Origin of the sequence: Geobacillus stearothermophilus ATCC 12980 (assembly GCF_030369615.1) — a bacterium.
Taxonomy (GTDB): Bacteria; Bacillota; Bacilli; order Bacillales; family Anoxybacillaceae; genus Geobacillus; species Geobacillus stearothermophilus.
Map to the genome: position 1 here is coordinate 1,589,323 of NZ_CP128494.1, position 21,216 is coordinate 1,610,538.

23 protein-coding genes and 5 pseudogenes are annotated in these 21,216 nt (G+C 48.5%); 11 read left to right on the plus strand and 17 right to left on the minus strand.

Annotation, left to right across the window (positions count from 1 at the left end; translation table 11 throughout):
* The first annotated feature begins 76 nt into the window (after nucleotides 1–76).
* Entirely contained in the window at nucleotides 77–1,195 is a 1,119-nt protein-coding gene (desB, locus tag QSJ10_RS08520; protein WP_053532840.1) for a Delta(10) desaturase DesB, read from the plus strand.
* Nucleotides 1,196–1,344: 149 nt separating this feature from the next.
* Here the strand turns inward: desB and QSJ10_RS08525 are convergent.
* The 12 genes and pseudogenes from QSJ10_RS08525 to QSJ10_RS08580 all read right to left on the minus strand — a co-directional run bounded on the left by QSJ10_RS08525 (nucleotide 1,345) and on the right by QSJ10_RS08580 (nucleotide 7,555).
* Nucleotides 1,345–1,728, minus strand: a pseudogene (locus tag QSJ10_RS08525) (DUF302 domain-containing protein).
* 149 nt (nucleotides 1,729–1,877) lie between these two features.
* A complete protein-coding gene (locus tag QSJ10_RS08530) occupies nucleotides 1,878–2,660 on the minus strand; it encodes a sulfite exporter TauE/SafE family protein (RefSeq protein WP_033015458.1) in 783 nt (260 codons plus the stop codon).
* Between the two features lie 71 nt (nucleotides 2,661–2,731).
* Nucleotides 2,732–3,868, minus strand: coding sequence for an MBL fold metallo-hydrolase (locus tag QSJ10_RS08535; RefSeq protein ID WP_033015460.1), 1,137 nt, complete (start codon nucleotides 3,866–3,868; stop codon nucleotides 2,732–2,734).
* 48 nt (nucleotides 3,869–3,916) lie between these two features.
* Nucleotides 3,917–4,486, minus strand: a complete 570-nt coding sequence (locus tag QSJ10_RS08540) for a sulfurtransferase TusA family protein (RefSeq protein ID WP_033015461.1) — start codon at nucleotides 4,484–4,486, stop codon at nucleotides 3,917–3,919.
* A gap of 21 nt (nucleotides 4,487–4,507) precedes the next feature.
* Complete coding sequence (locus tag QSJ10_RS08545) at nucleotides 4,508–4,804, minus strand: rhodanese-like domain-containing protein (RefSeq protein WP_033015463.1); 297 nt, start codon at nucleotides 4,802–4,804, stop codon at nucleotides 4,508–4,510.
* Nucleotides 4,805–4,816: 12 nt separating this feature from the next.
* Nucleotides 4,817–5,182 carry a rhodanese-like domain-containing protein gene (locus QSJ10_RS08550; protein WP_033015466.1) on the minus strand — a complete coding sequence of 122 codons (366 nt, stop codon included), beginning with the start codon at nucleotides 5,180–5,182 and terminating at the stop codon, nucleotides 4,817–4,819.
* 12 nt (nucleotides 5,183–5,194) lie between these two features.
* Nucleotides 5,195–5,677, minus strand: a complete 483-nt coding sequence (locus QSJ10_RS08555) for a DsrE/DsrF/DrsH-like family protein (protein WP_015375138.1) — start codon at nucleotides 5,675–5,677, stop codon at nucleotides 5,195–5,197.
* A 51-nt stretch (nucleotides 5,678–5,728) separates the two neighbouring features.
* Nucleotides 5,729–5,956, minus strand: coding sequence for a sulfurtransferase TusA family protein (locus QSJ10_RS08560; RefSeq protein ID WP_020278577.1), 228 nt, complete (start codon nucleotides 5,954–5,956; stop codon nucleotides 5,729–5,731).
* Nucleotides 5,957–6,059: 103 nt separating this feature from the next.
* Entirely contained in the window at nucleotides 6,060–6,320 is a 261-nt protein-coding gene (locus QSJ10_RS08565; protein ID WP_013145015.1) for a metal-sensitive transcriptional regulator, read from the minus strand.
* Nucleotides 6,287–6,679, minus strand: coding sequence for a hypothetical protein (locus QSJ10_RS08570; RefSeq protein WP_033015468.1), 393 nt, complete (start codon nucleotides 6,677–6,679; stop codon nucleotides 6,287–6,289). Before QSJ10_RS08570 ends, QSJ10_RS08565 begins: the two co-directional genes overlap by 34 nt.
* An 89-nt stretch (nucleotides 6,680–6,768) precedes the next feature.
* Nucleotides 6,769–7,338 carry a class I SAM-dependent methyltransferase gene (locus QSJ10_RS08575; protein WP_015375142.1) on the minus strand — a complete coding sequence of 190 codons (570 nt, stop codon included), beginning with the start codon at nucleotides 7,336–7,338 and terminating at the stop codon, nucleotides 6,769–6,771.
* 88 nt (nucleotides 7,339–7,426) lie between these two features.
* The gene (locus tag QSJ10_RS08580) at nucleotides 7,427–7,555 is read right to left on the minus strand and encodes a hypothetical protein (protein WP_259463666.1); all 129 of its coding nucleotides are present in this window, start codon (nucleotides 7,553–7,555) and stop codon (nucleotides 7,427–7,429) included.
* Between the two features lie 429 nt (nucleotides 7,556–7,984).
* Between QSJ10_RS08580 and QSJ10_RS08590 the strand changes: the two are divergent.
* Nucleotides 7,985–8,620: pseudogene (locus tag QSJ10_RS08590) on the plus strand (transposase); the annotation flags it as partial.
* A 64-nt stretch (nucleotides 8,621–8,684) separates the two neighbouring features.
* Here QSJ10_RS08590 and QSJ10_RS08595 read toward each other — a convergent pair.
* Nucleotides 8,685–9,872, minus strand: coding sequence for an IS701 family transposase (locus tag QSJ10_RS08595; protein WP_289492951.1), 1,188 nt, complete (start codon nucleotides 9,870–9,872; stop codon nucleotides 8,685–8,687).
* A 202-nt stretch (nucleotides 9,873–10,074) separates the two neighbouring features.
* Between QSJ10_RS08595 and QSJ10_RS08600 the strand changes: the two genes are divergently transcribed.
* The 4 genes from QSJ10_RS08600 to QSJ10_RS08615 are packed head-to-tail and all read left to right on the plus strand — an operon-like array spanning nucleotide 10,075 to nucleotide 13,604.
* Complete coding sequence (locus QSJ10_RS08600; RefSeq protein WP_094239823.1) at nucleotides 10,075–11,193, plus strand: ABC transporter permease; 1,119 nt, start codon at nucleotides 10,075–10,077, stop codon at nucleotides 11,191–11,193.
* Between the two features lie 13 nt (nucleotides 11,194–11,206).
* Nucleotides 11,207–12,505 carry an ABC transporter permease gene (locus QSJ10_RS08605; protein ID WP_287136191.1) on the plus strand — a complete coding sequence of 433 codons (1,299 nt, stop codon included), beginning with the start codon at nucleotides 11,207–11,209 and terminating at the stop codon, nucleotides 12,503–12,505.
* 2 nt (nucleotides 12,506–12,507) lie between these two features.
* Nucleotides 12,508–13,197, plus strand: coding sequence for an ABC transporter ATP-binding protein (locus QSJ10_RS08610; RefSeq protein ID WP_062679206.1), 690 nt, complete (start codon nucleotides 12,508–12,510; stop codon nucleotides 13,195–13,197).
* Nucleotides 13,194–13,604 (plus strand): hypothetical protein, encoded by a 411-nt coding sequence (locus tag QSJ10_RS08615; RefSeq protein WP_094239821.1) that lies wholly within the window; start codon nucleotides 13,194–13,196, stop codon nucleotides 13,602–13,604. Before QSJ10_RS08610 ends, QSJ10_RS08615 begins: the two co-directional genes overlap by 4 nt.
* A gap of 116 nt (nucleotides 13,605–13,720) precedes the next feature.
* Here the strand turns inward: QSJ10_RS08615 and QSJ10_RS08620 are convergent.
* Nucleotides 13,721–14,096 (minus strand): annotated as a pseudogene (locus QSJ10_RS08620) (transposase).
* A 125-nt stretch (nucleotides 14,097–14,221) separates the two neighbouring features.
* Between QSJ10_RS08620 and QSJ10_RS08625 the strand changes: the two are divergent.
* From QSJ10_RS08625 to QSJ10_RS08645, 5 genes and pseudogenes are all read left to right on the plus strand, one after another.
* Nucleotides 14,222–15,355: pseudogene (locus QSJ10_RS08625) on the plus strand (IS4 family transposase).
* A gap of 480 nt (nucleotides 15,356–15,835) precedes the next feature.
* Nucleotides 15,836–16,510, plus strand: coding sequence for a GNAT family N-acetyltransferase (locus QSJ10_RS08630; protein ID WP_015375151.1), 675 nt, complete (start codon nucleotides 15,836–15,838; stop codon nucleotides 16,508–16,510).
* 15 nt (nucleotides 16,511–16,525) lie between these two features.
* Nucleotides 16,526–17,197 (plus strand): GNAT family N-acetyltransferase, encoded by a 672-nt coding sequence (locus QSJ10_RS08635; protein WP_033015477.1) that lies wholly within the window; start codon nucleotides 16,526–16,528, stop codon nucleotides 17,195–17,197.
* A 133-nt stretch (nucleotides 17,198–17,330) separates the two neighbouring features.
* Nucleotides 17,331–17,690: a bis-aminopropyl spermidine synthase family protein gene (locus tag QSJ10_RS08640; protein ID WP_289492952.1), complete on the plus strand. Its 360-nt coding sequence runs from the start codon at nucleotides 17,331–17,333 to the stop codon at nucleotides 17,688–17,690.
* Nucleotides 17,606–17,959 (plus strand): exosporium glycoprotein BclB-related protein, encoded by a 354-nt coding sequence (locus tag QSJ10_RS08645; protein ID WP_080706523.1) that lies wholly within the window; start codon nucleotides 17,606–17,608, stop codon nucleotides 17,957–17,959. Before QSJ10_RS08640 ends, QSJ10_RS08645 begins: the two co-directional genes overlap by 85 nt.
* Before the next feature lie 196 nt (nucleotides 17,960–18,155).
* Here QSJ10_RS08645 and tnpB read toward each other — a convergent pair whose 3' ends face one another.
* The 3 genes and pseudogenes from tnpB to QSJ10_RS08660 all read right to left on the minus strand — a co-directional run.
* Nucleotides 18,156–19,268, minus strand: a complete 1,113-nt coding sequence (gene tnpB / locus QSJ10_RS08650; RefSeq protein ID WP_053532577.1) for an IS200/IS605 family element RNA-guided endonuclease TnpB — start codon at nucleotides 19,266–19,268, stop codon at nucleotides 18,156–18,158.
* A gap of 209 nt (nucleotides 19,269–19,477) precedes the next feature.
* Complete coding sequence (trpB, locus tag QSJ10_RS08655; RefSeq protein ID WP_053532579.1) at nucleotides 19,478–20,641, minus strand: tryptophan synthase subunit beta; 1,164 nt, start codon at nucleotides 20,639–20,641, stop codon at nucleotides 19,478–19,480.
* Nucleotides 20,642–20,883: 242 nt separating this feature from the next.
* Nucleotides 20,884–21,207, minus strand: a pseudogene (locus QSJ10_RS08660) (D-glutamate cyclase family protein); the annotation flags it as partial.
* Nucleotides 21,208–21,216: the final 9 nt, after the last annotated feature.

Genomic DNA, 21,216 nt, shown 5'->3' on the forward strand with positions numbered 1-21,216 from the left:
TCGTTGCGACCAAGAGTGTGTGAATGGCTTCACCGCTGCTTGTCAAACGGAGAGTAGCTTGAAAGGAGATCACTGAATGAATGATTTTCACCCGTTCGGCTGGTACGCGGCGAAAATGGCCCCGTATTTGCCGAAAAAAGCGTTTCAACCCGTGAAGTCCCGCTTGTTTGGAGGTCTGGCTTATGTAGGGCTCGTCACCGCCGGCATCCTCGCTGTGTCCCTTTTCCACCTCCATCCTATATGGAACCTCCTCATCTCGGTTGTGCTTGGTTTCAGTTTTGCTGCGTTAGGATTTTTAGGACATGAAATTTTGCATGGCACCGTCGTCCGTACACCATGGCTGCGCGATCTTCTCGGAGCGATCGCCTTTTGGCCGCTTTGCACCGGTCCGAAGTTGTGGAGAAAATGGCATAACGCCAGCCACCATGTGCATACCCAGCATGAAGAAAAAGACCCGGACGCGTGGCCAAGCATGGAGAAATTAGCGAAAAGCCGCCTGCTCTCTTGGGTATACCGCATCCCGTTTCCGATTCGCGCGTTTTTCTCGTTTAGCTCCTTGTCGGTGATGTTTACCCTTCATTCGGTGCGGATGCTTTTTTACTTTTTCAAAGACTTTCGCCGGAAGAACCGCGCGGTTGTCCTGTTTCAATTTTTCTTGCCTTGGGCGACATGGCTCGGGCTGTTATGGCTTGTCGGCTGGGAAAAATGGCTGTTCGCCTTTTTGCTTCCGCTGCTCGTCGCCAACACGATCGTCATGAGCTATATCGCAACCAACCATCGTCTCAATCCGTTAGTGCCGGTCAACGATCCGTTGGCGAACAGTTTGTCGGTCACCGTGCCAAAGTGGGTGGATATCCTTCACTTCCACTTTTCGCACCATACTGAACATCATCTCTTTCCAGCGATGAGCTCGAAGTACTACCCGCTCGTGAAAAAACACATCAAACAAATGTGGCCCGACCGCTACCACGAAATGCCGATGGGAAAAGCGTTGGCCGCCCTTTGGAAAACGCCGCGCGTCTACTACGAGCACAACGAGCTCATCGAGCCGAAGCAAGGCCATGTGTACGGCACGCTCGGCAATGGGCTCAACCCCGACCGGATTGTGCATCGCGAGCTGGAAACGGAAAAACAGCCGCGCGCAGCCAAAAAACGGGCAAAAACAAAAAAAGCGGCGGGGAAAGAGAATTTGTAGAAAGGATGGGCTTTGCGGCCGTCCGCCTCCTATGTGGATCAAATAGCAGCGAAGAGGGGAAAAGAGCGCTTTTCTTTCGGCAAACCTGCGTTTCCGTTTATATGTGCACAACCAAAAGGTGCCCCGTCTGCGGGACACCTTTTTCCTTTTCACTGACGGCATTGGTCAATGCAAGCGACCAACCTTTTCTCAATATCTTCCGAGATTTCCTTCAACGCCGGCTCGTTCACCATGCCAACAAGCATTGTCGGCTTCGGCATGCCGATTTTCGTTGTGCCGTTCTCTTGATAGACGAGTTTGCACGGCAAAAAGTAACCGACCAACAAGTTTTCATTTCACACCCGCGCCGCTTCTTGCGGGTTGTACACTTCGAAAATGACCATCGGCGTGGAAAAATCAAGCCCCTTTTCTTGCAGCTTTTCGGTCACGCTGAACCGCCAGAGCACGCCAAACCCTTCTTGTTTCAAGTTCTCTTCCAAACGCTCGATCGTTTCGTTCATGCCCGTTGACACGTCAACCGTGTAATGGAACATCGTTCCTTCTTCCCTTCGTTATGTTTTCCCGTTGTTTAGCATGCTCAAATCGATCGCTCACCATCACGCAGAAAACGGACGGCGACACATGATCAGTTCCAGCATTCACATGTCTTTTCCCGTGACCCGTCGCCTTTCAAGTGCTTCGATCATAAAATATCCACCCAAATTTTCACCGCCGTCGCCAAAATCAACACGGCAAGGATGACTTGCAGCACTTTCGTGTTCATTTTTTGCCCCGCTTTCGCCCCTAGCGGAGAGGCAAGCAAGCTCGCGACGACCATGATGAGCGCCGGGATGTAATCGACTTGGCCGGTGGCGATTTTCCCGAACGTAGAGCCAATGGAGGAAATGAACGTAATGGCCAAAGACGTAGCGATCGTCATTCGCGTCGGGATTTTCAGGACCACGAGCATGACCGGCACAAGCAAAAACGCCCCCGCCGCCCCGACGATGCCGGACCCGACGCCGATGAGGAACGCCAAGGCGGCCGCCACCCCTTTGTTGAACGTCACTTGGTCAAGCGGAATGTCATCGATCCCTTTTTTCGGCACAAACATCATGATCGCGGCTAATGCCGCCAAGACGCCGTAAACGACGTTAATCGTTCCCTCGCTCATCAGCTTCGAGCCGTAACCGCCGACAAAACTGCCGACAAGAATGCTTACCCCCATATACAAAATGAGCGATTTGTTCAAATAGCCGCTTTTTCGATACGCCCACACGCCGCCGATCGTGGCGAAAAACACTTGCACCGCGCTGATTCCCGACACTTCATGGGCGCTGAACGCCGCCAGTCCAAACAACGGCGGAAGATACAGAAGCATCGGATATTTAATAATCGATCCGCCGATCCCCACCATCCCAGAAATAAACGAACCGACAAAACCGATGAAAAAGATGACAATGAGAAACGCGAGCGAAACATCCATCGATCATCCTCCCTTTTCGTTTCAAAAGGGACGGGGCACGCCCCCGCCCCCTGTCAATCTGTGCCGCTTCTTTAGGCATGGGCATGATGCAGCGCGCAGCGGTTCGGGCCGATCTCAAGCTCCCGCTCTGTTTCGATATCCACGGTTTTGAGCCCGCGGTTGATGGCGACAATGTCTTCAAAGTTCGGCGGGGTTTCCGTCTTGGCGCTTTGGATGACAAGATCGATAAATTCGTCTTTCGGTTTGTTTTGCATCATCTCATTGCGGGCGCGGATGCGGCCCAACGTATCGCCGACATACCCCTCCGCGTTGATTTCTTCATCCAAGTTCGCGTAGTGAGCCGGCAAGACGATCACATCATCCGCCATGGCCGCGACTTTTTCGTACACGGTGTCATACAAATCCGCCGCCCATTCCGCCACTTTGCCGCCAAGGTCCGGCCGCCCGAGACCGCCGACAAAAATCGTGTCACCCGAGAACAGCCATTTGCCGTTGACAAAGAACGAGACGCTGCCTGGCGTATGGCCTGGCGTTTTCACGGCCAACACTTCCAAATGAACGTTGGCAAAGTCGATCGTGTCATGTTGCTCGAGCGGCTCGAAATCAAACACCGCTCCCTCGCTTTTCATCAAGTAGTACGTTGCCCCCGTTCGTTCGGCCAGCGCCTTGCCGCCGGAAAGATGGTCGGCATGCAAGTGCGAGTCCACGATATGCGTGATCTTCACCCCTTCTTGTTGGGCGGCTTGTTCGTACACGTCAATAAATCGCAACGGATCGACGACAAGCGCTTCGCTTCCGGAGATGACCATATACGACAGGCATCCTTTGCCGACGCGGATGAATTGGTAAATTTTCAACTGATCATCTTCGTATACTTTCGCTTGATGGAGATGCTCACTCCACGCCTGCATCCCGCCAGCGAGCGTATAAACGTTGTCAAACCCGGCTTCCGTCAGCTGTTCGGCGACAAACGCCGCCGATCCGCCCTTCGCGCACACGACGACGATGTCTTTGTCTTTCGGAAGACGGTCGACAATCGAGTCAACCCCATCAATCAATTCAAAATACGGCACGTTCAAATAGTCAAAGTTTTTCCCTTCGATTTTCCAATCGCGAAAATCGCTTTCGTTGCGGACGTCCAAGATGAACAGCGATTCTTTGTTGAACACCTTTTCCGTCATTTGTTGCACGGTCATTTCTTTCACCATATCAACATACCCCCTAATGTATATTTGATTGTTAAAAAAGGCCGCTCATTACGATTGAGCGGAATCAAGCGGCCCGTTCCATTGCGACATGCCGGGAACGACGTTGCGCACACGGTCAAATCCTTTTTCGGCCAGCTTTTGCGCAGCCAAATCGCTCCGTGTCCCTGTGCGGCACACGACATAAATCGTTTTGTCTTTCGGAAGTTCGGCCATCCGATTCTCGAGCTCCCCAAGCGGAATTGAAACGGCGCCCGGAATATGGCCAAACGCATACTCCGCCGGTTCGCGGACATCCAAAACAAACGAATCAGGATCGTGAAGTTTTTCTTGCAATTGTTCATTCGATACGACATGAGGGAATGCCGTTTCGTTGCGTGTTTCATGTTCCACTGACTTGCGGATATAATGTTTCAAAACCCCATTTTCTTCAATTGTTCCTACATATTGATGCCCTGTGCTTTCCGCCCATGCTTTGATATCGGCTTTGGATCCCTTATCCGTCGCCTGCACTTCCAGCACTTGGCCTGGCTGCAGCTCATTGATGGCTTTTTTCGTGCGAACGATCGGCATCGGGCAGGACAGTCCTTTCGCATCAACGGTCATATCAACTTTAATCATGAACGAATCCCTCCTTACAGCTTATTCGACAGGCCCTTCCCAGGCGAGCATGCCGCCTGTCATGTTGATGACGCGGTAACCGCGGCTGTCAAGAAACTCCGCGGCACGGCCGCTGCGGCCGCCGGAACGGCAGACGAGAATGTATTCCTCATTTTTGTCCAATTCATGCATGCGAAACTCGATCAAACCGAGCGGAATATTGACCGCTCCTGGAATTTTGCCTGCAGCGACTTCCTCCGGCTCGCGCACATCAATGATATGAAGTGATTCTCCAGCGCGAAGCCGTTCTTCTACCTCTTTTGGCGTGATCGTTTTCATCATCATCCTCCTCTACTGCCAGGCGTTTAGGCCGCCTTTGACGTTCGTCACGTGCTGAAATCCCATTTTCTTTAACAGTCGGCTTGCTTTTTGGCTTCGCATCCCGCTTTGGCAAATGACAATCACTTCTTTCTCTTTCGATAGTTCGTGAGCACGGGCTGTCAATTCGTGCAGCGGGATGTTCCGAAACCCTGGCAGATGGTAAGACTGAAACTCCAAAGGGGTGCACACATCAATATATTGCACCCCAGGTTCTTTCAACCGGCGTTTCAATTCCGCCGCCGTCATCATCCGCACCCCTTTCGGCGAGATGAAGCGGCTGGCAAAAAACCAAACAAGCAAAACAAACAGGATGATGTTGATGATGGTTTGCGACATATGATTCCCTCGTTAAATAAATAAGTTCACGTTCCCTTCCGACGCATCAGCCAAATACGCGGCGACGCCAGCAAACTCAACGCCGTCGATCAATTCCTCCGGCTTCAGCCCAAGCAAATCGACCGTCATTTGGCAAGCGACGAGTTTCACGCCTTGCTCCTTCGCCATCTCGATCAACTGCGGAAGCGGCATGGCGTTATGCTTTTTGATGACCTTTTTGATCAACTTCGGGCCGATGCCGGCAAAATTCATGCGCGACAGCCCCATGCGGTCCGCGCCGCGCGGCATCATTTTCGCGAACATCTTTTCAAGAAACCCTTTTTGCACTGGAACCGACGCCTCTTTCCGCAAGGCGTTCAGCCCCCAGAACGTATGAAAGATCGTCACGTCATGGTCGTAGGCAGCGGCGCCGTTGGCGATGATGTAAGCCGCCATCGCCTTGTCATAGTCGCCGCTGAACAAAATGATCGTCGTCTTTTTCTTCGGCTGTGTCATCTGGCTGCCTCCTTCCTTTCATACCTGTATGGGTATAAAAATGTGCACACATTATCCTTTTTGGATCCAGAACATCAACACACCGTTGTCTTCTTTCATCTCAAGCACCGTATGGCCGCTCGCTTTCGCCCATGCCGGCAAATCGTTTTTCGCCCCTTTATCGGTCGTGTGCACCTCGAGCACTTGACCTGATTGCAATTCGTCCATCGCTTTTTTCGCTCTCACCACCGGCATCGGGCAGGCCAATCCTTTTGCATCCAATACTTTCGTTGCGTTCATTTTGATAACCTCCTTGATATCATACGTTTTATTACCATTACCCCTATGGGTATATTACTACGAGAAAAAGAACGTTGTCAACACCTTTTTGTTGAGCAACGCATTAACGGCTTTTCACAAGCAGTTCCACTGCTTCTTTGACAAGACTGTCTGTGCTTTCCCCTTTTTCCATGCTTTCACGAAGACAATGTTCCAAATTGGTGCTGACGATGACGGCAATGGCGCGGTCAATGGCATTGCGCGCCGCCGACAGCTGGGAAACGACGCTCTTGCAGTCTTTCCCTTGTTCCATCATGCCAAGGACGCCTTTAATTTGTCCTTCAATCCGTTTTAAGCGGTTTTTGATCTCTTTGTTATATTCCATCGGCTCGTTCGCCCCCTTTCTTGACAATCGCAAGCCGTGATCGAATAGCTGTTCACCTCATAGCCATAGCGGCGCAACAGGCGGATGCCGACGTTTTTTTCGATGTCATCCTGAACGATGATATGAAGCGGCTTTGGCGGAATATCCCGCGCATGCCGTTTCAAATACGCCACCGGAATATGCAACGCTTGGCCAAATATGGAGCCGTTGCTTTCATTATAATCGCGCAAGTCAAGAAGAAGCAAGCCGTCCGGCACCTCTTCTACCGGAAGGCATGGGATATGTTTTACAGGATAGTAGCGTCGATACAACGCCACGGCGAAAAGAATGAGAAAGAAGAACAAACTGCTAACGATCAACGGTTCACCCCCTCTATTCACCCTATGCATGATCATTATATACCCTATACGGTATAATGACAATGAGAAATATTTTCCTCAACAATTGGTTATTCCCAGCGAATCAAAAGACCATAGACAGCCGGGTGAAAACGGACAAGTTCCACGTTGCCCGCCTTTTGCTTCACATAGGAAAACAGTTCCTCCGACGGAATCCGCTCATGGAGCGGCGGCCCCATTTCGCTTTCCATCGTCTCCCATTCGATCAACAGAAACTGCCCGTTTGGCCTCATCACACGGCGAATTTCGTCAAGGGCGGCTTCTTTTTGTTCCACCTCATGAAAGACAAATGCCATGATCCCTTTGTCCACCGAATGCGAAGGCAAGGCGGTCGAAGCGACATCCGCCACCCGATATTCGATGTTGGTGACCGCTAGTTTCGCGGCTCGCTGTTTTAGCAATTCAATCATTTCTGGCTGCACATCGACCGCATACACTTTTCCGTTTGTCGCCTGCGCGAGAGGAATCGTGAAATAACCATTCCCGGCGCCAAGATCGACGACCGTGTCATCCGGTTTCACGGACAACATCGAAATGACCCGTTGCGGGTCGATCCATTCCTTGCGCTTCGGATCCAATAATCGTTCAGCATGTTCGTAATGAAAACGATGCCCTGTCATCCTTTTCTCTCCTATTCCTCACTTCCATTTCATTATACTCGCAAAGAGAGGAAAAAAGCCGGCATTGGAAAATGCCGGCTTTCTCTCTTTACCGAACGGCGCACCGGTTTGGACCGATTTCCATCTCCCGTTGTTCCTCTTCCGTAGGATGCAATTTCCCCATGTTGGTCTGCCGAATTTCCTTGTAAGCCGGATCGAGCTCGACATTCACTTTCATGAACCTCTCCCACTTACAGAAGTGGGAGTTTCCTGTTTCCCCTTCGGGGTGGATGCGTGATAGGTTGGTCGGCAGCCTATCTGCAGGCAACGCCTGGCATCCGTCCCGTTGGGAGCGACAGGCAACATGAGTATCATCGATACTCAAGGGCGGGAACTCGCCATCTACGACTTCTTGATTATGCAATCCGTCGATACGTAAACGGTTTGACCGTAAATTCCAACGGGCGAATTTCGCCATAATATACTTTGGCAAATAAATTCATCGCTCCGTGGATGTCACGGTGTTGTTTGTATCCGCATTGACATGTATAATTTCTAGAAGAACAGGCGTGTTGATTATCCAATAAAATCCAAAGGGTATAGAAAAAAGAGCACCTTTCCTGTAGAATGTGAGTAGCAACACAAACAAACCCAGGAGGTGCTCTCTATGAACAAGCATACCACACTCCCGAATTTGATGCAAAAACTTGTTTCGGATGAAGAGATTCAACGGATTGCCGAAGCGGTTGGGGATCGTGATTCGTCTCGAACCTTTACGTTGCGCGAGTTGATTCACTTCTTCCTGCTGGCCGCCATGCATCAATGGAAAAGCTTTCGCCATGGAGCTGACGTGGGGCCTCTGTATGGATTGCCGCGATTCCATTATTCAACTGTATCCAAGAAAGCGAAAGAAGTTCCCTATGACATCATGAAACGCTTGTTGGCGTTGATCATTTCCAAGTGCAACCGCCAAACCCGCCGTTCGCTTCGGTTTCCCAAACCGCTTCGGGTGGGGGATTCGACGACCGTCACGGTCGGGAAAAACCGCCTGCCATGGGCGCCGTATCACGGCGAACGCGCCGGAGTGAAGCTGCACGTCGCGTATTCGCCGGAATCCTCGTTGCTGGCAGACGTGGTGGAAACCATCGGACTGCGTCATGATGGCCCGGTGGGAGAACAGTTGACGAACCCTCAACAAGTGCTGGTGGAAGACCGGGCGTATTTCAAAATCGAACGCCTCGATCGATTTGTGGAGCAGCATCAGCTCTTTGTCATTCGGATGAAGGACAACATCGAACTTCATCACTGTAGATGAGCATTTTTCATTACAATAATTTCCATGGTTAGAGAGACAAACAGGGTACCCCTTACGCGATACGGAGCGGTTTTTTGATCACATCAATGGGAATATCTTGCTTTGCAGCGTCATAAATGAACTCGACGACGCTGTGGTCTTTCCGCGACCGAAGAAGCTCCAGCCCGGTGGAGAGGTTTTGTCGGGATTCGGCGATGCTGTACACGCAGGAGAGCAGCACCACCGCCCAATACCGTTTCACCGCCCGAATGTGGCGAACGCGGTATCCATCCAGCTTCAGTTGATCTTTCGCCTGCCGGAAAAAGCACTCGATCGTCCAGCGCTGGGCGTAGTAACGCAAGATGTCTTCGTCCCCGAGTTCCCGGTCGGTGCTCAAGATGCAATGAAGATGTTCCGGCGCCATCGGCTGATCCGCCTTCCAAGCCAGCAGCACCACCGCGTCATCGAGGCCATGGATGGCCCCCTCATAGCGATACACGCGATAACGCTCCTGCCCCACCGTGACGAGGCGGGTGTCTTTGGACTCGATATAGCGGGCAAACTGCTTGGCTTGGATGGCGATGCCTTTCGGGTAGAGAATCCGGTTCGTCTTGAGCATCGCGATGACATGGAATCCCTGTTTCAGACAGGCTTCGATGAGCTTTTTGGACGGATACCACGAATCCATGAGCACATACACCGGCTGAGCCCGCTTCACCTTGAGCGAGGAAAGCATCTCGATCGCCAGGTCGATCTTGCTTTTTCCCGCTTTCTTGTCATACAGGCGGAACGCAAATGGGAACGCCTGCGTGAAGGTGTGCACCATCAGCCAAACGAGCGAATGCCCCCAGACCGATTGATGATCTTTATGCGAGTAGTGCCAGTCGCACCCTTGAATGGCGTGCACAGCCCGTGACGAAGGCTTTGTTTTTTGGCAAATCGTATCATCAATCGAAACAAAAAGGGGTTGATTCTTCCGTTTGGCCAGTCGTTCGACCTGGGAAAGGATCCACTCTTGAAGCTTCCCAAGCAGCCTTTCCTCGTTCCAAGGGCTTTTCGTGAAAAAGTGACGGAGCGTCGTTCGATGATTCGGATGAAAGCTCCAGTAATGAATATCAGTCAATGTTCCCGAGAATCCCTTGGTGGTCAAGGCATCGACAATATGAATGAGATGCTTGATGACCGGTTTGGAAAGCTGCAGCGTCAACCCCAGCGTGAAGAAAAACTTGTGGATTCCTTGGTGATGTGCTAATCTATTCATGAGACATGAACCTCCTTGTGGATAGTTGGTGGTACATCTATTCTAACCAAGGAATCCGGTTCATGTCTCCTTTTTTGTTTAGTTGTCAATTTATGTCAGTGAATTTGCTCATCTACAGTGAGTATATTTACTCATTTATGTTTGCTCGCTCTTTTTTTGAATGACTATTAGTGCCTTAGCTTCTATGAGAGAAGGTGTATCTGTGATTTTCTATTCTATCAAAAATCAATTAAAAGCACATCCCATTACCACTTTTTTTATTGTGTTAGGTTTGTCGTTGTCGGTGTTGATGATTTCAGTAGGAATTTCCAGTATTAACTATTCTCAGCTTCTTGAGCAAGAACAGGCGCGTTACCAACCGCGGCATGCCGTAAGTGTAGACATTACCTTTGCCAAAGAACCGAATTGGCAGCATATCTTGGAACTATTTGAAAGTATCGATCCACAAACAGGGGTTATTTTGGAAGATGTCACATTGCCCCATCGTGATGCTATGATGGCGGTTACGCCGGAATATTGGACAAAAGAAGTGGTAGAACGTTTTCCTTTAATGCAAGGGCGGTATTTTACGATCAAAGAGGTAAGAAGAGGAGAAAAAGTAGCGCTTGTTGGGAAAGAAAGAATGGAAGATGTTATTATCGAAGGTAGCGAGCAATATCTCATGGCAGGGCGTGACAAATACAAAGTAATTGGAATCATTGGTGTTAAAGGAAAAAAGACAAGGGCGATTGATTATCAAGTGGTTATTCCAATGACGTCTCTTCCTGCTGATACAATTAATAAATTAACAAGTACGAAACAGCTACATTTGACCATTCATAACCCGGTTAAGGATACGTATCCGGATGAAAAAATTATTCGAAACAATATGGAACAGTTGTTTCCTGAAGCACAAATGGACGTTTCGCCTTACATGAGTAATACAATGTTCCATGTTGAGCTAAGTGAACGACTCTCGTTGATGGTAATGATTTATTTATTAGCCATTGTGAATGCCATTAATCTTACTTCTTATTGGATTCAAGAAAGAACGTATGAAATTGGTATTAAAAAGGCGTTTGGTTATAGTAATTATGATATTGTTTCCATGCTTTTCTGGGAGATGTGTTTAATTTCCAGTACATCCGTTATTATTGGATATACGATACAGCTGGCGTTCAACCGTGTTATTGAACAATGGATTGATTATCCTATCAATATTTCCATCACCCATCTATCTACAGCAGTTCTATTTGTTGTGCTTTCAGCCGCGCTAACTATTATTATTCCGGCGATAAAAGCGATTAAAATACAACCTGTTGATGTGATGAATAGAAGATAAAGGCGGTAGAACGATGAAATATACGAGGATTGCTTTTGCATCCATTGTAAAAAGAAAACTATCAATCTTGTTGATGGCACTCCAGCTTGTCGTCTCATTTTGGATGATTAACCATGCGTTAATTACCATAGATACGCTCAACTATCAAGAAAAACAGCTTTTTTCCATCTCTAAGATGGATGAGTATAAGACAGTGAAGTTGACGATGCCGGATGGGGATGATACTCAGTGGTTTGCGGAGCGGTTTCGGCAATTAGAAACATACATAAAAAGTTTACCAGAAATCAAAGGATACGGATCATTTAACACAACTAGCATCGTACCTCAAGATTTTCCTAAATGGCAAAAATATCAGCAGCGGAATAAGCAATTGTATGCGGGGACAAGAAGAGAAGATGATATTGAGAGTTCAGGCATTATTTATTTCGATTATGATATATATCGCCTGTTCACAAAGTTTGTCGTTATAAAGGGAAGAATGTTAGAAGAAGCAGATTTCCAAAAAGAAAACAACGATGTGATCCCTGTTTTAGTGGGATACGATTATCGTGATGTTTTTCGCATCGGGGACCGTTTTAAAGCTGAAACCGGTGCAGGAGAAAAAACTATTAAAGTGACGTATGAAGTAGTCGGGATACTTGAAAAGGGAAGTAGATGGCTGTCAGGAAATGACTATTTTGTCAGTCCCGCTGACAACTTGGATCATTTTTTTGTCGCTCCTTTTTTTCCAGAGCAAAGAGAGGGCCGACCGATCAGTGTTGCCGTGCGATTACATAATACGTTCATCCAGCTTCATTCTGAAAAACAATTTAAGGACGTTAAAGCAGCTATTATGAAAAAGGGGAAAGAATTAGGGATTTCTCCTGTTTTGCAAACTGTTCGAAAAGATGTTGATGCTTATCAAGAGAATACCCGTAAAAGCAATCATTATGCTTTAGCTATCGGAACATTTTTTCTCGTAGTGACCTTGATCGGTGTGATTTCTGTAACAATTTCATCGATTCGTGCACGAAAATATGAATTCGGTGTGATGATGGTGACAGGGGCGAGTAAACGAGATATTTCGTTCATGCTGATCATGGAACTGTTTTTCCTTATAGGAATTTCCGCCGTCATCGGTGTCATCGTCAGCTATCTGACCGAAGTCAATAATGATTTTTTAGGCTATAACATCCGGTTAGAGGCCTTTACATGGTGGTTGTATGGGAAAGTAGCGATCATCGCTATATTCATTATACTATTTTCAGCCATTATTCCATTATGGAACATTAAAAAGTTGGAATTACGGGAGTTGGTGGAAGGGAGAGAGTAACGATGGCTCTCATTGAGTTGGAGAAGATTTCGAAAAAGTACGGGAAAGATGAGTACACAACCGTTGCGTTAAAAGGCATTGATCTAAAGGTGCATAATGGTGAATTCGTTTCTATTATGGGTCCTTCCGGATCAGGAAAATCTACGTTATTAAATATTATTGGCTGTATGGATGTGCCAACGGAAGGCATTTATCGTCTTAATGGGATTAATGTAACAACATTGCGTGATAAAGAACTCAGCCAAATTCGAAACAGAACGATCAGTTTTGTCTTTCAGCATTTTGCTCTCATGCATAACTTCACCGTTTTTGAGAATGTCGCTCTTCCGCTGTTTAAGCGGGATATAAGTAAAAAGGAGATAAAAGAAAAAGTGGATTATTATTTAGAGAAACTTGGTATTGCCGATTTAAGAAAAAAGAATGTCTCGAAGTTGTCAGGAGGGCAAAAGCAGCGAGTGGCCATTGCACGCGCAATGGCGGCAGAAACCGATATCGTGCTTGCAGATGAACCAACAGGTGCATTGGATCAAGAAAACGGAGCGAGGCTGATGGAACTTCTTTGCCAAATGAACGAAGAAGGGAAATGCATTATTGTCATCACACATGATGAAAAAGTTGCTTCTTATACGAAACGAATCGTTCGAATTGTCGATGGACAAATCCAATCAGACACGAAGGGGGAAAGACAATGAATAAAAAAGGAATTTGGTCTGTCATTGCGGTCATTATGACAGCGATTATACTTAGTGGATGGTATTATGCTTTTTACAATAAGCAAAATTTTGAATCATCAGCCGAGGGAACATTTCTCCCAGAGGAGTACGAACCACAATACCATGTGTTTGAAGCGACCATTAATGTCGACGAAAACAAATTTGATCAACTGCTCATCGAACATCGTATTGACTTGCGGGAAGGAAGCTTGAAGTATGCATTATATAACCCTAACGGCAAACTGGTTGAAAAAGGGGAAGTGAAGGCGGGGACTCCTTTTGCTAAAACGCTGAAGGTGAAACCTATCAAAGGAGAATGGATGGCAAAATACTATATCAATAAAGAAACGGATGGACACTATCTTTTAAGAATGAAAAGTAGCTAGACTGCTTTTGCAATGCATTAAGAGCATGTTCACAAACGCATAGCGAATGCATAATGCACATAAACAATCCATCATCTTAAGTGATGATTATAATTACCCGTGGTGCTAGTTGAGCTTTAGCGCTCAACTACCCCAAGTGTAACTAGAATAGGCTAACAATATGCCATCGAGCGCTACTTCAAATCCGATCATTGAATTCGCTCGAATCTCTGTGATCCGGTATTGGTCAACCAGAACCGAGAACACCGTCTCGATCACTTTGCGTTTTTGTTTGATCCACTGCTCCCATGTCTCAGGAGGACGATGTTTCTGGTTTTTTCGAGACGGAGTCCAAAGCGCCATTTGGTATTCTTCATACAGCTTTTTTTGCAAGTCACGGCTAATGAACCCTTTGTCCCCGAGGTTATGGGGATGAGGAATTTGGGTCATGACGCTTATATTTATGATCGTTTTGTCGATGCTTTTGCTTATTGTCACTTCATTATTAATTATTTCGAATTTTGAAGTGTTTTTACAGGCGTGTTGATTATCCAATAAAATCCAAAGGGTATAGAAAAAAGAGCACCTTTCCTGTAGAATGTGAGTAGCAACACAAACAAACCCAGGAGGTGCTCTCTATGAACAAGCATACCACACTCCCGAATTTGATGCAAAAACTTGTTTCGGATGAAGAGATTCAACTGATTGCCGAAGCGGTTGGGTATCGTGGTTCGTCTCGAACCTTTACGTTGCGCGAGTTGATTCACTTCTTCCTGCTGGCCGCCATGCATCAATGGAAAAGCTTTCGCCATGGAGCTGACGTGGGGCCTCTGTATGGATTGCCGCGATTCCATTATTCAACTGTATCCAAGAAAGCGAAAGAAGTTCCCTATGACATCATGAAACGCTTGTTGGCGTTGATCATTTCCAAGTGCAACCGCCAAACCCGCCGTTCGCTTCGGTTTCCCAAACCGCTTCGGGTGGTGGATTCGACGACCGTCACGGTCGGGAAAAACCGCCTGCCATGGGCGCCGTATCACGGCGAACGCGCCGGAGTGAAGCTGCACGTCGCGTATTCGCCGGAATCCTCGTTGCCGGCAGACGTGGTGGAAACCATCGGGCTGCGTCATGATGGCCCAGTGGGAGAACAGTTGACGAACGCTCAACAAGTGCTGGTGGAAGACCGGGCGTATTTCAAAATCGAACGCCTCGATCGATTTGTGGAGCAGCATCAGCTCTTTGTCATTCGGATGAAGGACAACATCGAACTTCATCAGAAAAAAAGCTTGTAACGCCTTTCCAGCACATCCTCATCGGTTCAAGCCGACTTCACGTGCCAGTTGGGGACGAAACAATGCCGCTCCACCAAGCGTCACCGGGTGGTGATCTTTCGAGATGCGAATGGCCGCGACATTCGGGTCGTGACGAACCTCTTCCATGCGTCTGCGGAAACCATTGCCGACATGTACCAACAACGTTGGACTGTTGAGGTCTTTTTCCGTTGGGTGAAGCAATATCTGAATGTCCCGACCTTGTTTGGCACGACGGAAAATGCGGTATACAACCAACTGTTTGCGGCATTCATCGCGTATGTGTTGCTGCGATGGCTGTATGATCAAACCAAAAAACGGACGAACGTCTCTCTTTCCTTCATTTCGTTCGTTCGCCGTTTTTTCTCTGGGTAGCTTCCTCTCGATTGGAAATCCGGGATGGCCGCTGCTTTGTTTGAGTATGCCCAAATTTATGGAAGGCGTATGTATAATTTTGGATAATCAACACTCGTGTGCACTTTCCTTTTTTTGCTGGTAAACAAAGAAATACATACATGAAAGATAATGAGGAAAGCAATAAGTTTTATAATTAGACGCGAAAAACCAACGGACAACCATCTTTATGAAAGAACCGCTGTCCGTTGGTTTTTCTGTATATGCGTTGATGACTGTTGATGGAGTCCCGAAAATGGCGTAAAAAGAAAAACGGCAAAAAAGTGCTTTTGTTTTCCAGTGATCCAAGTTCACTGGATGGAGAATGGATTTTACACAATAATGTGGACTAGGCATGGCTGTTCGAATGCGAGGAAGGTCTGGAAAAAATATTCCGAATTTCTTTTTTTATTTTTAGGTATAATTTTTCACACTATGTAACACGAAAGTATCTACTTGTTAAATGGAATGATGTGCCTAATAATATCAGTATCGCCACATGAATGGGCGATACGTTGCTAGATGGATAATGAGAGAGGAGGGGTAAGAATGTATCGAAAGGAGTTTTATGTCTTTGACCAAGATCGTCCTGTTCCAGCGGTGATCCGAAATTATGAAGAAAAGGACTTTCCTGGATTAATCCGCATTCAACAGGAAAGTTTTCCTCCGCCATTCCCGTCTGAATTATGGTGGAATACGGAACAGCTGAAAAACCATGTGACACTCTTTCCAGAGGGAGCCTTATGTGTTGAGGTGAATGGCGAAATTGCGGGGTCAATGACAGGGCTTATTGTCGACTTTGACCCCAGCCATCCGGACCATACATGGGAAGAGATCACGGATCATGGATATATCCGTAACCATAACCCAAACGGGAATACGCTTTATGTCGTTGATATTGGCGTGCGCCCTGCCTACCGCAAATGGGGGCTGGGAAAATGGCTGATGCTATCCATGTATGAAGTGGTTGTTCATTTGGGACTAGAGCGGCTGTTAGGCGGAGGGAGGATGCCTGGCTATCATAAAAAAGCGCATGAGATGACAGCGGAGCAATATCTCGAAGCGGTAGTAAAAGGCAAATTGAAAGATCCTGTTATTACCTTCCTGCTTCGCTGCGGCCGCACACCTGTCAAAGTGGTGGCGAACTATTTAGAAGATGAAGAATCGTGCAATTATGCTGCACTGATGGAATGGAAAAATCCTTTTTATCGCGCAAAATCTTAAAGGAGAATGATGAAAATGGAGTATCGCAGAATTACGAGCATTGAAGACCCTTTGTTTAAGAAAATGCATCAATTGATGCAAAATGTATTTCCTCCGGAAGAAGTATTGGCATTTGATTTGTGGAAAGAGCCTCTGGAAGATCCGGGAATTCGTGTGTGCGTTGCTGTTCACGAAGGAGAGGTAGTAGGCGCAACGGAGTACCGTTATTATGAAGATTTAAATGTCGCGATGACAGATTTCACCATTATCGGCCAAGCAGGACTGGGGATCGGCCGGTTTTTAGCCAAAAAGCGGCTGGAGGATTTGCAAAATTGGGCCGCTGCAAATGGAAAGCAGTTGTATGGCATGTTCGCCGAGATTTATGATCCTTATCGGGTGAAGCATTATGAATTTGGCGGGATTAAGCCGATGGATCCATATGTTCGTCGTGAGGTATTATCTCATTTGGGATATAAGCGGCTTGACTTCCCTTATGTCCATCCATCTTGGAACAATGATGGAGAAGCCGTAACCGGGCTTGATCTTTGTTTCCTTCCGATGGACGATAGCGTGAATGAACTTCCAGCGGATCTTGTTGTGAAGTTTTTGAAACGTTATTATTCTGTCTTATCGAACAAACCAAGGGATTGGTATGAAATGATGGAAAAACTAGAGGCGAAAAACACCATACCGCTATTACCGATTTAAACCTTAATAAAAACACCATGCTTATGGAACCTTAAAAAAATTCTTCCAACTTCAGCGCGTCTTTTATCGTTTCCCTATCGAAAGCAGCAAAAATGCTATTTCGCTGCTGGAAAGGGGTATGGGCCTAGAACGGGTGGCCGAACAGCGCTGTGAGGTTTGCGCGGGGCGCGGTATTGTTCTGAGGCCGCCTTTTGACAGCGTCCTTGCTGCTTTTCAAGATATCGCAGCCATGCGGCCCAAGGCGACGCCCGACTTTGACCAAGGGTATGTGACGCCCGAGACAACCGTTCGGCGGCTGGCACTGATGGCCCAACAGGGAGATCTGATGGGGCGAGACTGCCCGCCTTCTGCAGCGGGAATACCCGTTGCCGAGGGCGGGCGTTTTGTTCGCCGTTTCCTGACATCTGCATGCGGAGTTGCGTTCTTCAAGGTTCAGGAATCATTACTGCTGTCGCAGCCAATTTTTCCGCCACAACGGGCACAGCGCTTTTAGGAACGGCTACGATCCGCGCTCAATTGTATATCGCCACTTCTCCATCCAGCAACGTATTTTCGCCTATTCCAGGCACGCTCATTACATTAACGCCATCAATCACCTTTCCCATCTCCCTAGCCCAAAACGACAGCGGCATCATCACAGGATTAAACGTGCCTGTCAATACTGGCGACCGGCTGCTCATGGCGTTTTTCATCACCACTTCCGGCCTTTCAATCGCCGCTTCCGTCATGGGGTATGCGAGTGCAGGAGTGGCGATTAGTTAGCGCCTCACTGTGATACCAAGGATGCGCTCATTGGAGCGCTCAACTAAGGCCGCTGCAAACAAGCGGCCTTATAATCCCTCTCCGTTCAGTTGAACGCTCTCCCGCCCGCATTTCGAGGTGGGAGATTCTTGGGAACACCCGCCCCGCGGCAGGATGTCCGCCAAGCCATCCCCGTGCGTCCCACGGTTCAGCCGCCCTACAACGACAGCAGTCGAAGCCCTTCATTTAGAATATTCCGGGCAGCGTTATGGTCCCGGTCATGTTCGGCTCCGCAGGCGGGGCACACCCACTCGCGAATGCCAAGCGATTTCACCTCGACGTGCCGATGCCCGCAGCACGAGCACAATTGACTCGAGGGAAACGTGCTCGCAACACGAACCACCGTCCGCCCGTACCATGTCGCTTTATACTCGAGCATGCGAAGAAAACTCCCCCACGCGGAATCGGAAATGGATTTAGCCAGCTTGCGATTCTTTTGCATGTTCCTAACACGCAAGTCCTCCACGCACACCACTTGGTTTTCGCGGATGAGGCGGGTGGACAGTTTGTGCAGGAAATCGTTCCGGCAGTTGGCGATTTTTTCATGAAGCTTGGCCACTTTCAAACGGGCTTTCTCCCAGTTCGAACCGCCTGGCTTTCGACGAGCCATCACCCGCTGCCAGTAGGCGAGCTTTTCTTCATACCGGCGCCAATACCGGGGGTGTTCGATCGTTTCGCCTGTGGAAAGCACTACGATCTGTTTCAACCCCAAATCGACGCCCACTTTCTTGTCGGTTTGGGGCAATGGGGGAATATCCGTTTCCACGAGAATGGAGACGAAATACTTCCCCACTCGATTTCGACGAATCGTGGCGGAGAGAATGCGGCCTTCCACCTCGCGGTTTTTGGCGAACTTCACCCATCCGAGCTTGGGAAGTTTCAACCGATGGCCGTCCACTTCGATCGTAGGGCGTCCGTTCTTTGGGTAGTTGCACTGGGCGGTGTACGATTGGTTCGGGTGTTTTTTGCTTTTGAAGCGGGGAGCGTTCGCCGTTCCCTCGAAGAACCGGTCAAACGCCTCGGCCAACTGCTGCAGTGCGTTTTGCAAGGCGGTTGAATCAGAGGTTTTCAGCCATGGAAGGGTTTTCTTCAAAACTGTCAATCGTTTGGAACACTCGTTGTAGCCGAGTCCTTTTCCCGTGGTTTCATACGTCTCCTTCCACTCGGCCAAAAAGTGATTGTACACAAATCGGCAGCACCCAATCGTCTCGTTGAGGAGTTTTGCCTGTGTTCGGGTGGGATACAGCCGAAAGCGATAGGCTTTGTGCATAGCCCTCCCTCCTCAAAAAGAACGTTTGTTCTATTTACATCCATTGTATACTTTTTGCCCATTGGGGGCAATAGGGAGATTCGCAAAGGAAGCCCGGATTCATCCCGACTTACATTTACGGGTAAAAGCGAGATTTTCTCGGCGGAAGATGATTACAAATAAGCAGGCGGCTTCACGCGAACACCGTCGTGAACAACCGCCTGCTTTCTTCACGATTGCAACATGGAAAACACTTGCTCAACATCCTTATCCCCGCGCCCCGACAAATTCACAATGATGATTTGGTCTTTGCTTAACGTCGGCGCAAGCTTGATAGCGTACGCCACCGCATGGGCGCTCTCGAGAGCTGGGATGATTCCTTCTGTTTTAGACAGCAGTTGAAACGCCTCAAGCACTTCTTCGTTCGTGACCGTATAATACTCAGCCCGCCCGGACACTTTCAAGTAGCTATGTTCCGGACCAATGCCCGGGTAATCAAGCCCGGCGGCAATCGAGTATGTCGGCTGCAGGTTTCCATTTTCATCAAGGAGCACCAAACACTTGAATCCATGCAACACGGCCGGAACGCCCTTCGTTAGCGTCGCTGCCTTCTCCGGCTCGACACCGATGAGCCGCACGCTCGGTTCATCCAAGTAGTGGGCGAACGCCCCGATGGCGTTGCTTCCCCCGCCGACGCAGGCCACTACCGCATCCGGAAGACGTCCTTCCTTCTCTACAATCTGCCGCTTGCTCTCTTCGCTAATAACCGACTGAAAATGTTTCACCATCGACGGGTACGGATGCGGACCAACCGCCGAACCAAGCAAGTAAAATGTAGTCTTATAGTTTTGCACAAGATCGTTCAGCGCCTCGTCCACGGCATCCTTCAATCGTCCTTGACCTTTCGAGACCGACACGACTTTCGCCCCTAACAGCTCCATGCGGAACACATTGAGCGCCTGGCGCTTCGTATCTTCTTCTCCCATATAAATGGTACAATCGATGCCAAACATGGCGCATGCGGTAGCGGTCGCCACCCCGTGCTGGCCTGCGCCTGTCTCCGCAATGACCCGCTTCGCGCCCATCCGCTTCGCCAATAAAATTTGCCCGATCACGTTGTTGATTTTATGCGAACCGGTATGGTTCAAATCTTCGCGCTTCAAATAAATCTTCGCCCCGCCGAGCCGCTCCGTCAACCGCGCCGCAAACGTCAGCGGACTCTCACGGCCGACATACTCCCGCAAATAGGTTCGAAACTCCTCATTGAATTCCGGGTCATCTTTATATTTCAGAAACTGCTCTTCCAAGTAGTCAAGCACTTCCTGCAGTTCAGGCGGAACAAAGTTGCCGCCAAACTCGCCAAAATACCCTCTTCTTTCCTGCGCTACACTCATTGCTCATCTCTCCTCTGCTTCCTAAAAGTCGTAACAGTAACAGAATAGACTGTTTTGACAGGCAAGTCAATCAATAATTTTTACTTTTTGAAACATTAAAAAAAGGAGCGGCCCACCGCACAACCAGACGCCAAGCATTCACTGCTAGTGCGGTGAGCATGTGCTGCTGCAAAGCCGCCGTACAGCCGCACCCTCACAGCTTCCCACTTCGGATATTCACCAACCAGAGCAGGCAGTTCAGCTTATAAAACCCCAAGCTGCTCATCGCGCAGATCGGTAATAAACATATGTCCTGGGGCATGCGTAATCATGATATCCGGCTTTACTTCCATAGCAACCGCTTGGGGGGTGACCCCACAGGCCCAAAATACCGGGGTTTCCTCCTCACGGATGGTGACCGGATCCCCAAAATCAGGCTTATAAATATCATGAATCCCTATAAGTTTCGGGTCGCCAATATGAATAGGGGCACCATGAACAGACGGGAAGCGGCTCGTGACTTGAACCGCCCTGACAACATCCTTATGGGGAATCGGGCGCATGCTTACAACCACTTGCTCGAATCTGATGCCCGA

Excerpts from the sequence above, each read along its gene's own strand:
- QSJ10_RS08550 (WP_033015466.1), bottom strand. The coding sequence starts at position 5,182 with ATGTCGCAAACCATCATCAACATCATCCTGTTTGTTTTGCTTGTTTGG.
- QSJ10_RS08610 (WP_062679206.1), top strand. The coding sequence starts at position 12,508 with ATGGCTCTCATTGAGTTGGAGAAGATTTCGAAAAAGTACGGGAAAGAT.
- QSJ10_RS08635 (WP_033015477.1), top strand. The coding sequence starts at position 16,526 with ATGGAGTATCGCAGAATTACGAGCATTGAAGACCCTTTGTTTAAGAAA.
- QSJ10_RS08535 (WP_033015460.1), bottom strand. The coding sequence starts at position 3,868 with ATGGTGAAAGAAATGACCGTGCAACAAATGACGGAAAAGGTGTTCAAC.
- QSJ10_RS08545 (WP_033015463.1), bottom strand. The coding sequence starts at position 4,804 with ATGAAAACGATCACGCCAAAAGAGGTAGAAGAACGGCTTCGCGCTGGA.
- QSJ10_RS08560 (WP_020278577.1), bottom strand. The coding sequence starts at position 5,956 with ATGAACGCAACGAAAGTATTGGATGCAAAAGGATTGGCCTGCCCGATG.
- QSJ10_RS08530 (WP_033015458.1), bottom strand. The coding sequence starts at position 2,660 with ATGGATGTTTCGCTCGCGTTTCTCATTGTCATCTTTTTCATCGGTTTT.
- QSJ10_RS08555 (WP_015375138.1), bottom strand. The coding sequence starts at position 5,677 with ATGACACAGCCGAAGAAAAAGACGACGATCATTTTGTTCAGCGGCGAC.
- trpB (WP_053532579.1), bottom strand. The coding sequence starts at position 20,641 with ATGAGTGTAGCGCAGGAAAGAAGAGGGTATTTTGGCGAGTTTGGCGGC.
- QSJ10_RS08565 (WP_013145015.1), bottom strand. The coding sequence starts at position 6,320 with ATGGAATATAACAAAGAGATCAAAAACCGCTTAAAACGGATTGAAGGA.
- QSJ10_RS08595 (WP_289492951.1), bottom strand. The coding sequence starts at position 9,872 with ATGAATAGATTAGCACATCACCAAGGAATCCACAAGTTTTTCTTCACG.
- tnpB (WP_053532577.1), bottom strand. The coding sequence starts at position 19,268 with ATGCACAAAGCCTATCGCTTTCGGCTGTATCCCACCCGAACACAGGCA.
- QSJ10_RS08615 (WP_094239821.1), top strand. The coding sequence starts at position 13,194 with ATGAATAAAAAAGGAATTTGGTCTGTCATTGCGGTCATTATGACAGCG.
- QSJ10_RS08645 (WP_080706523.1), top strand. The coding sequence starts at position 17,606 with ATGCGGAGTTGCGTTCTTCAAGGTTCAGGAATCATTACTGCTGTCGCA.
- QSJ10_RS08630 (WP_015375151.1), top strand. The coding sequence starts at position 15,836 with ATGTATCGAAAGGAGTTTTATGTCTTTGACCAAGATCGTCCTGTTCCA.
- QSJ10_RS08580 (WP_259463666.1), bottom strand. The coding sequence starts at position 7,555 with ATGAAAGTGAATGTCGAGCTCGATCCGGCTTACAAGGAAATTCGGCAG.
- desB (WP_053532840.1), top strand. The coding sequence starts at position 77 with ATGAATGATTTTCACCCGTTCGGCTGGTACGCGGCGAAAATGGCCCCG.
- QSJ10_RS08540 (WP_033015461.1), bottom strand. The coding sequence starts at position 4,486 with ATGATTAAAGTTGATATGACCGTTGATGCGAAAGGACTGTCCTGCCCG.
- QSJ10_RS08575 (WP_015375142.1), bottom strand. The coding sequence starts at position 7,338 with ATGACAGGGCATCGTTTTCATTACGAACATGCTGAACGATTATTGGAT.
- QSJ10_RS08605 (WP_287136191.1), top strand. The coding sequence starts at position 11,207 with ATGAAATATACGAGGATTGCTTTTGCATCCATTGTAAAAAGAAAACTA.